This is a genomic window from Micromonospora sp. NPDC049523, assembly GCF_040676775.1.
In the GTDB taxonomy this organism is placed as follows: domain Bacteria; phylum Actinomycetota; class Actinomycetes; order Mycobacteriales; family Micromonosporaceae; genus Micromonospora_G.
Genome location: NZ_JBFAPP010000006.1, coordinates 397,193 through 404,348, shown reverse-complemented (window position 1 = coordinate 404,348; position 7,156 = coordinate 397,193). Strand labels below are relative to the sequence as shown.

The following is a 7,156-nucleotide window of genomic DNA, read 5'->3' as shown; positions in this document are numbered from 1 at the left end:
TCGCCGCCGGGCCCCGGGGGGGCGGGGCCCCCCCCCGGCCCCCCCGCCGCCGCGACGCCCGCGACGCCCGGGGGGGGGGGGGCCCCGCCCCCCCCCCCCCCCCCCGACGACGGACCGGGCCTACCGACCCGAGTCGTAGAGCGCCTTGACCTCGGCCGCACCGAGCGGACGGTCGTAGACGTGCACCTGGTCGATCGCGCCACCCCAGTAGTCGACCGGGCCACCGCCGAACCTGCCCCGACCGATCACCAGCGGACCGGTCGACGCCTCACCGACGCACGCGTCGACCTGCCGGCCGAGTTGTCCGTCGACGAAGACGCTGAGCCGACCGGCGGCGGCGTCCCGGACACCGACCAGGTGGTACCACTGACCCGCCACCGGCACCGTCGGGGCGACCGCCCGTACGCCCGCGAAACTCATCGCGAACCGGCGGTCACCGCCGGAGTACTGGAGGAAGAACGCGCTGGTACGGTCCGCGTCCTGACTCACCACCGTCTGGAAGGCACCGCTGGCATTGTCCAGCCGCACCCAGGCCGCGGCGGTGTAACTGCCCGCCGTGTCGAGGATCGTACGGCCGGTGTCGACGTACTGGTTGCCATTGCTGAACTGCAGGCCGGAGCCGTTGTGGCCGGCGGTCCAGGTCGGTCCGTTGACCAGGGTGCCGTTGTTGCCGGCGACCTGGTCGACGGTGGTGCTGCCGGTGTTCTCGTCCAGCGGCCAGTAGCCGACCCCGGTCAGCCCCGGCGTCCCCGGCGCCGGCTGCGGCAGCGCGACACCGTCGCAGGCGCCCGGTACGGGCACCCGGTCCCGCGGCACCTGGTTGGCGCCGGTGCCCCAACTCCGGTTCGGTTCGGCGCCGAGGGTCACGTTCACGGTGCCGCCGCCGCGGATGAACGACTCGGGCAGCCACGACTTCGCGTACGGCGAGCCGTCGAGGCGTACGGACTGGACGTACTGGAGGGTGTCGGAGGTGTTCGGGGCGTTGACGACGAGCTTCACGCCGTTGTCCCGTTCGATCCGCACGGTCGGGAAGAGCGGGCTACCCAGGAGCAGTTCCGCCCGCCCGGTGACCTGCGGGAACACGCCGATCGCGGCGAAGACGTACCAGGCCGACATGGTGCCGAGGTCGTCGTTTCCGGGCAGCCCGGACGGTCCGGTGCCGTAAACGGTGTCGACGATCTCGCGTACGGTCGCCTGGGTCTTCCACGGCTGGCCGAGCCCGTTGTACAGCCACGGTGCGTGCAGGCCCGGCTCGTTCGTCGGGTCGTACCGCACGGCGCTGCCGCCCCGGACCGCCCAGTTGCCGGCCTCGTCGTGGAAGAAGCCGTCGAGCCGGCGTACGGCGTCCGCCGTGCCGCCCATCGCCGCGGCGAGTCCGGCCACGTTCTGCGGCACCATCCAGGTGTAGGTGGCACTGGAACCCTGGGCGAAGCCGACGTCGGTGGACGGGGTGAAGCCCCCGGCCCAGCTGCCGTCGGAGTTACGGGCCTGCTGGTAGCCGTCGGTGGGCGTGGCGGCGGAGTTGTACGTGTTGCGCCACCAGTTGGCCCGCTGCGCCAGCGTCTGGTACTCGCTGTCCCGGTCGAGCCGCTGCGCCCACATGGCCAGGGAGAAGTCGGCGAGCGAGTTCTCCAGCGTCTCGGCCGCACCACCCCAGCAGTGGCAGGCGTTCTGGGGCGCGTAGTGCAGGGCGAGGTACTGGTCCAGGGCCGGCCGCTGGCCGGTGCACTGGCCGGGGCAGCCGCCGTCGTTCTCCGCGTCCGGGTTCTGTACGGTCGCCTGCCGCAGCAGCGACTCGTACGCACCGACGGTGTCGAAGTTGCGTACGCCCATCGCGGCGAAGGTGGCCAGCGTCGGCGCGGCCGGGTCGCCGGTCATCACGTGGGTGGAGCCGTTGTTGTGGATCCAGCGGTCCCAGATGCCGTTGTTCTGCTGGGCGAACTGGTACAGCGACTGCGCGAAGTCACCCGCGATCTGCGGCTTGAGCAGGGCGAGCAACTGGATGTGGGCACGGTACTGGTCCCAGCCGGAGAAGGTGCCGTACTGGGCCTTCTGTCCCGGGGCGAGGCTGTGCACGGCCATGTCGCTGCCGAGATACCGGCCGTCGACGTCGTTGAAGATGTTCGGCTGGAGCATCGCGTGGTAGAGCGCGGTGTAGAAGGTGGTGCGCTGGTCGGGCGTACCACCGCCGATGCGTACCCCGCGCAGTTGCTCGTTCCACTCCCGGTAGCCCTGGTCGGCGACCGTCTGCACGGTGGCGCCGGGCCGCAGTTCGGTGTCCCGGTTCAGTTCGGCACCGGCGAGGCTGACGTAGGAGATGCCGACCCGCATCCGTACCTGGGTGCCGGCGTCGGCACCGGTGGCGAAGGTGACGTATCCGCCAGAGCCGCGCCCGGCCCGGTCGGCGCCGGTGGCGTACCCCTCGCCGCCGGTGGCGTGGACACCGCCGGGGGTGAGGGTGGCGTCGGTCCAGACACCGTTGCCGACGAACGGCCGGTCGAAGGTGGCGCTGAAGTAGAGGCGGTAGTACGTCTTGCGGTTGTTCACCCCGCCGTTGGCCCGCCGGCCGCAGAACGCACCGGTCAGTACGGACCCGGTCACCCGCTGGTTGGCGACGTCGATGTCGATCTCCGCGTCCTCGCTGCCGTTGAGCGAGTTCGAGGTACGGAAGAGCAGGTTGGCGGGCTTGCCGGCGGGGAAGCCGAACTCGCCGACCCCTGCTCGGGTGCTCACCGCGAGGTCGGTCTTCACCCCCGAGTCGAGCGTGACCGTGTAGCGGCCCGGGTCGGCCGACTCGGCGGCGTGCGAGAAGTTGCTGGCGTACTTGGCGTCGGTGGTGTCCGCGGTGGGCGAGGAGTCGACGGTGCCGACGTACGGCATGATCGGCACGTCACCCGCCGCGCCGGGGTTGCATCCGGCGCCGTTGACGTGGGTCAGGCTGAACCCGCGCACCCGCGTGGTGTCGTACTGGTAGCCGTTGGCCGCGCCGGTGCTGGTCTGGTCGCCACGTGTGCTGGTCGGGCTCCACGAGATCATCCCGAACGGACGCACCGCGCCGGGCCAGGTGTTGCCGTCGCGGGCGCTGCCGATGAAGGGATCCACGTAGCTGGCCGGGTCCGTCACCAGGTCCGCGCCGGTGGCGGCGCTTGCTGGTACGGCACCCGCGGTGCCCGCGACGATCGCGAGCACCAGACCGGCCGTGGCACTGATCCGGGTCATGGACACAAGTCACCCTCCCAGGGCTGTCGATGGTCGCCCCGAAGCTACGGCGGACGCCGTACTGAAGATCGACAAGGGATCGTCGCCCTGGTGAATGGGGTGTGAAGCCGTCCGACGGACCCGAAGCGGGGCGGCAAGCACGCGGGCGACTCGAGGCTCGACAAGCTGACCGCCGAGGAGTGCCCGCAGGGTGCGGCGCCCTGTCGGGCGTCGAACATCCGCTTTGAATGTCGACAATGGTCCCAAAATATACGACAAAGTTGCGCTTGAATATTGACAGATTTCTGCAATAACATGACGGCTCTAGCTCTGTTTCAAGTCTGTGAACGTAGCGTGACGACCCTGCGGCCACCACGGAGGACGCTCCGCCTTTGAGCGTCGGCACACGTCACCGTCCCGAGAGAAACGAGTCATTCGATGTCACGGAGCATCATCGGAGGTACGGCGAGGTGGTCCACGCGACCGCCGCGCTGGGTAGCGGCGGCGGCTGTGATCGGTCTCAGCCTGGTCGTCGGGGGCGGCGCCGGCACGGCCTACGCCGGCGCGAAGACCCCATCCGGCCCGACCCCGGTCGTGACGCGGGCGGGTCTCGACCCGTCCCTCGTCAGCGGCCGGGGCGCCAACGTCGACTTCCTCGAACAGGAGGCCGAGAACGCCCGCACCAACGGCGCGGTGATCGGACCGGACCGGGCGGCGTACTCGCTGCCGTCAGAGGCGTCCGGGCGCAAGGCGGTCAAGCTGACCCCCGGGCAGTACGTCGAGTTCACCCTGCCCAAGGCGGCCAACGCGATCACGGTGCGGTACAGCATCCCGGACGCGCCGAACGGCGGCGGCATCACCGCGCCGCTGAACGTCACGGTGAACGGCGGGTCCACGAAGACTATGACGCTCACCTCGCAGTACGCCTGGCTCTACAACCAGTATTCGTTCACCAACGACCCGAACGCGGACCTGCTGCACCCCGACTGGTGGATCACCGAGTGCGCCTGCGTACCGGCGGCCACCACCCCGACGCCGACGATCACCAAGCCGTTCCGCCCGATGCACTTCTACGACGAGCAGCGCCTGCTCCTCGGCCAGACCTACCGCGCCGGTGACAAGGTTCGACTCACGGTGCCCGGGGGCAGCAACGCCGCCTGGACCGTCATCGACCTGCTCGACTCGCAGCTCGTCGCCCCGCCGCGGGTCAGGCTGATCGCGGCGAACGTACTGGCCTTCGGCGCGGACCCCACCGGGCGGCGCGACTCGGCCCCCGCGTTCGACCGGGCGATCGCCTTCGCCAAGCTCACCCACCTCAAGGTCTACGTACCGCCGGGCACGTACCAGGTGAACCGGCACATCATCGTGGACGACGTGACGATCGAGGGGGCCGGCAGCTGGTACACCATCATCAAGGGCCGTGAGGTCGCCCTCGATCCCCCGGCACCGGACGGCTCCGTACACACCGGTGTGGGCTTCTACGGCAAGGACGCCTCGGAGGGTGGGAGCGACAACGTCCACCTGTCCGGGTTCGCCATCGAGGGCGACGTGCGCGAGCGCATCGACACCGACCAGGTGAACGGCATCGGCGGCGCGATGAGCAACTCGACCATCGACGGCCTGCACATCCGCCACACCAAGGTCGGCCTCTGGTTCGACGGTCCGATGACCAACGTACGGGTCACCAACAACGTCATCGTCGACCAGATCGCCGACGCGCTGAACTTCCACATCGGCGTGACGAACTCGGTGGTGGCGAACAACTTCATCCGCAACACCGGTGACGACGGTCTGGCCATGTGGTCCGAGACGACCGCCAACGCCAACAACACCTTCGACCACAACACCGTGCAGACCCCGACGCTCGCCAACGGCATCGCGATCTACGGCGGCACGGACAACACCGTCTCGAACAACCTCGTCGCCGACCCGATCCGGGAGGGCAGCGGGATCCAGATCGGCTCCCGCTTCGGCGCGCAGCCGTTCGCCGGCCACCTGTGGATCACCAACAACACCGTGGTCCGGGCCGGCACGTTCGAGCTGAACTGGAACATCGGCCTGGGCGCCATCTGGATCTACGCGCTCGAGAAGACCATCGACGCGGACATCCAGGTCGTCGGGGACCACTACCTGGACAGCACCTACAACGCGATCATGATGGTCAGCGAGTGGTCGGTGAAGGACCTCTACTCCATCAGGAACGTCCACTTCAAGGACATCAGGGTCGACGGTACGGGCACCTCGGTGCTCAGCGCCCGTGTGTCCGGATCTGCCTCGTTCGAGAACGTCGACGCCCGCAACGTCGGTGCGGTCGGCATCAACAACTGCGGGTCGTTCAACTTCCCGCCCACCGGCTCGGAGTTCTCCGTGACCGATCTCGGCGGCAACGACGGGGGCGGCACGACCGGCCCTTGGCTCGCCGCCTGGGAACTGCCGAACACCATCACCTGCGACGACCGCCCGCCGGTTGTCGTACCGCCGGCACCGTCCGCCTGGTAACAGCGGCCGACGCGGGGAGCACACCGCGGGCGGGCACCCGGGTCACCACGGACCCGGGTGCCCGCCCATGCGTGGTCGGCCGACGCGACGGGCGCGGGCGTCGTCGGTCCGGGTCGGGTCCGGCTCGCCCTAGTCGAAACCGAAGCCGGGCGGCAGCGGCTCCCGCCGGAACAGCCTGACCGGTACGGAGTCGGCCAGTGCGCGGTAACCGGTCGGGTTCAGGTGCAGGTGATCGCCACCGTCGTAGGCCGGCAACAGTCGCCTCGGGTTGCGTGGATCACGGATCGCCTCGTCGAAGTCGAGCACGGCGTCGAAGCCGCAACCGGTACGGATCCAGTCGTTGACCCGCCGCCGGGCCGATTCACGCAGGCCGCTCGGGTCGTCGTAGCCGGTGTGGCCGCCGAAGGGCAGCAGGGTCGCGCCGTACACGCGGATGCCGTGCGCGTGCGACCGGGTGAGGATCTGCTCGTACGCGAAGATCAGATCATCGGTCACCCGTTTCTGCGCCGCCTCGGTGGCCTCGGCGGTACCGATGTCGTTCACGCCCTCGAACACGACCAGCCACTCGACGCCGCTCTGGGACAGCACGTCGCGGTCGAGCCGGGCGAGGGCGTTCGGGCCGAGCCCGTCGTCCAGGACCCGGTTACCGCCGGCCGCCTGGTTGAGGACGGCGACCTGCGCCGTGGCCGAGTGGGAGCGGAGACGGTCGTACAACCGGTCCGGCCAGCGGTCGTTCATGTTGGTGCTGGAACCGCGGCCGTCGGTGAGCGAGTCACCCAACAGCACCGCCGCCGCCGTGCTGCGGTCGCACCACGCCTCGACCCCGCTGAGCAGGTACCAGTGCTCGACCGGTGTCGCCGCCGGCAGGTCCGCCGCCGCGACCCGGTTGCCGGCTATGAGGTACGAGGTGGTCCGGGAGCCGGGGTGCGAGGTGACGTCGTTCGACGCCTGCCCCTGCCCCAGGTGGACGGTGACGGTGAGGTTCGACCGGGGCGCGATCTCGAAGTCCAGCGGATCGGAGACGACCTGCGCTCCCACCGGTACGCACACGGACGACCGCCCCGAGAAGGTCACCGTACGGGACGTCCCGGACCGGATGCCGCTGACACCCGCCTGGCCGCCAACCGGCAGCGCGACCGTGACGGCCGTGAGCGGCAGTACGGCGCCGCCGAAGGCGTTGGAGAAGCGCAGCCGCAGCCGTCGGGCACCGACGGACAGCCGGACGGTCTGCCGCAGGGTGGCGTCGGCGAACACCAGGTTGTCCCGGCGAAACGGTGGCGGCGGAAGGTTGTCGGGCTCGGTGAGCTGCGGCATCGACACCCAGGTGTGCACCCAGCGACCGGTGGCGGTGCGGGCACCGAACCCCGCCGGGCCCGCGACCGGCGATCGACGGTCCATCAGGCCATCTCCTTCGCCGGAGCCGACGCGTCCGGTCGTGGCCGAGTCGAGCAGTCCTGTG

General features: G+C 70.1%; 3 protein-coding genes. 1 reads left to right on the top strand and 2 read right to left on the bottom strand.

Annotated features, from left to right (window positions below; genetic code table 11):
- Nucleotides 1–120 precede the first annotated feature (120 nt).
- Nucleotides 121–3,219: a GH92 family glycosyl hydrolase gene (locus AB0J90_RS12300; RefSeq protein ID WP_363595015.1), complete on the bottom strand. Its 3,099-nt coding sequence runs from the start codon at nucleotides 3,217–3,219 to the stop codon at nucleotides 121–123.
- A gap of 417 nt (nucleotides 3,220–3,636) precedes the next feature.
- Between AB0J90_RS12300 and AB0J90_RS12295 the strand changes: the two genes are divergently transcribed.
- The gene (locus AB0J90_RS12295) at nucleotides 3,637–5,697 is read left to right on the top strand and encodes a glycosyl hydrolase family 28-related protein (protein ID WP_363595013.1); all 2,061 of its coding nucleotides are present in this window, start codon (nucleotides 3,637–3,639) and stop codon (nucleotides 5,695–5,697) included.
- 129 nt (nucleotides 5,698–5,826) lie between these two features.
- On the opposite strand, the gene AB0J90_RS12290 is transcribed toward AB0J90_RS12295, so the two are convergent.
- The gene (locus AB0J90_RS12290; RefSeq protein WP_363595011.1) at nucleotides 5,827–7,095 is read right to left on the bottom strand and encodes an SGNH/GDSL hydrolase family protein; all 1,269 of its coding nucleotides are present in this window, start codon (nucleotides 7,093–7,095) and stop codon (nucleotides 5,827–5,829) included.
- Nucleotides 7,096–7,156: the final 61 nt, after the last annotated feature.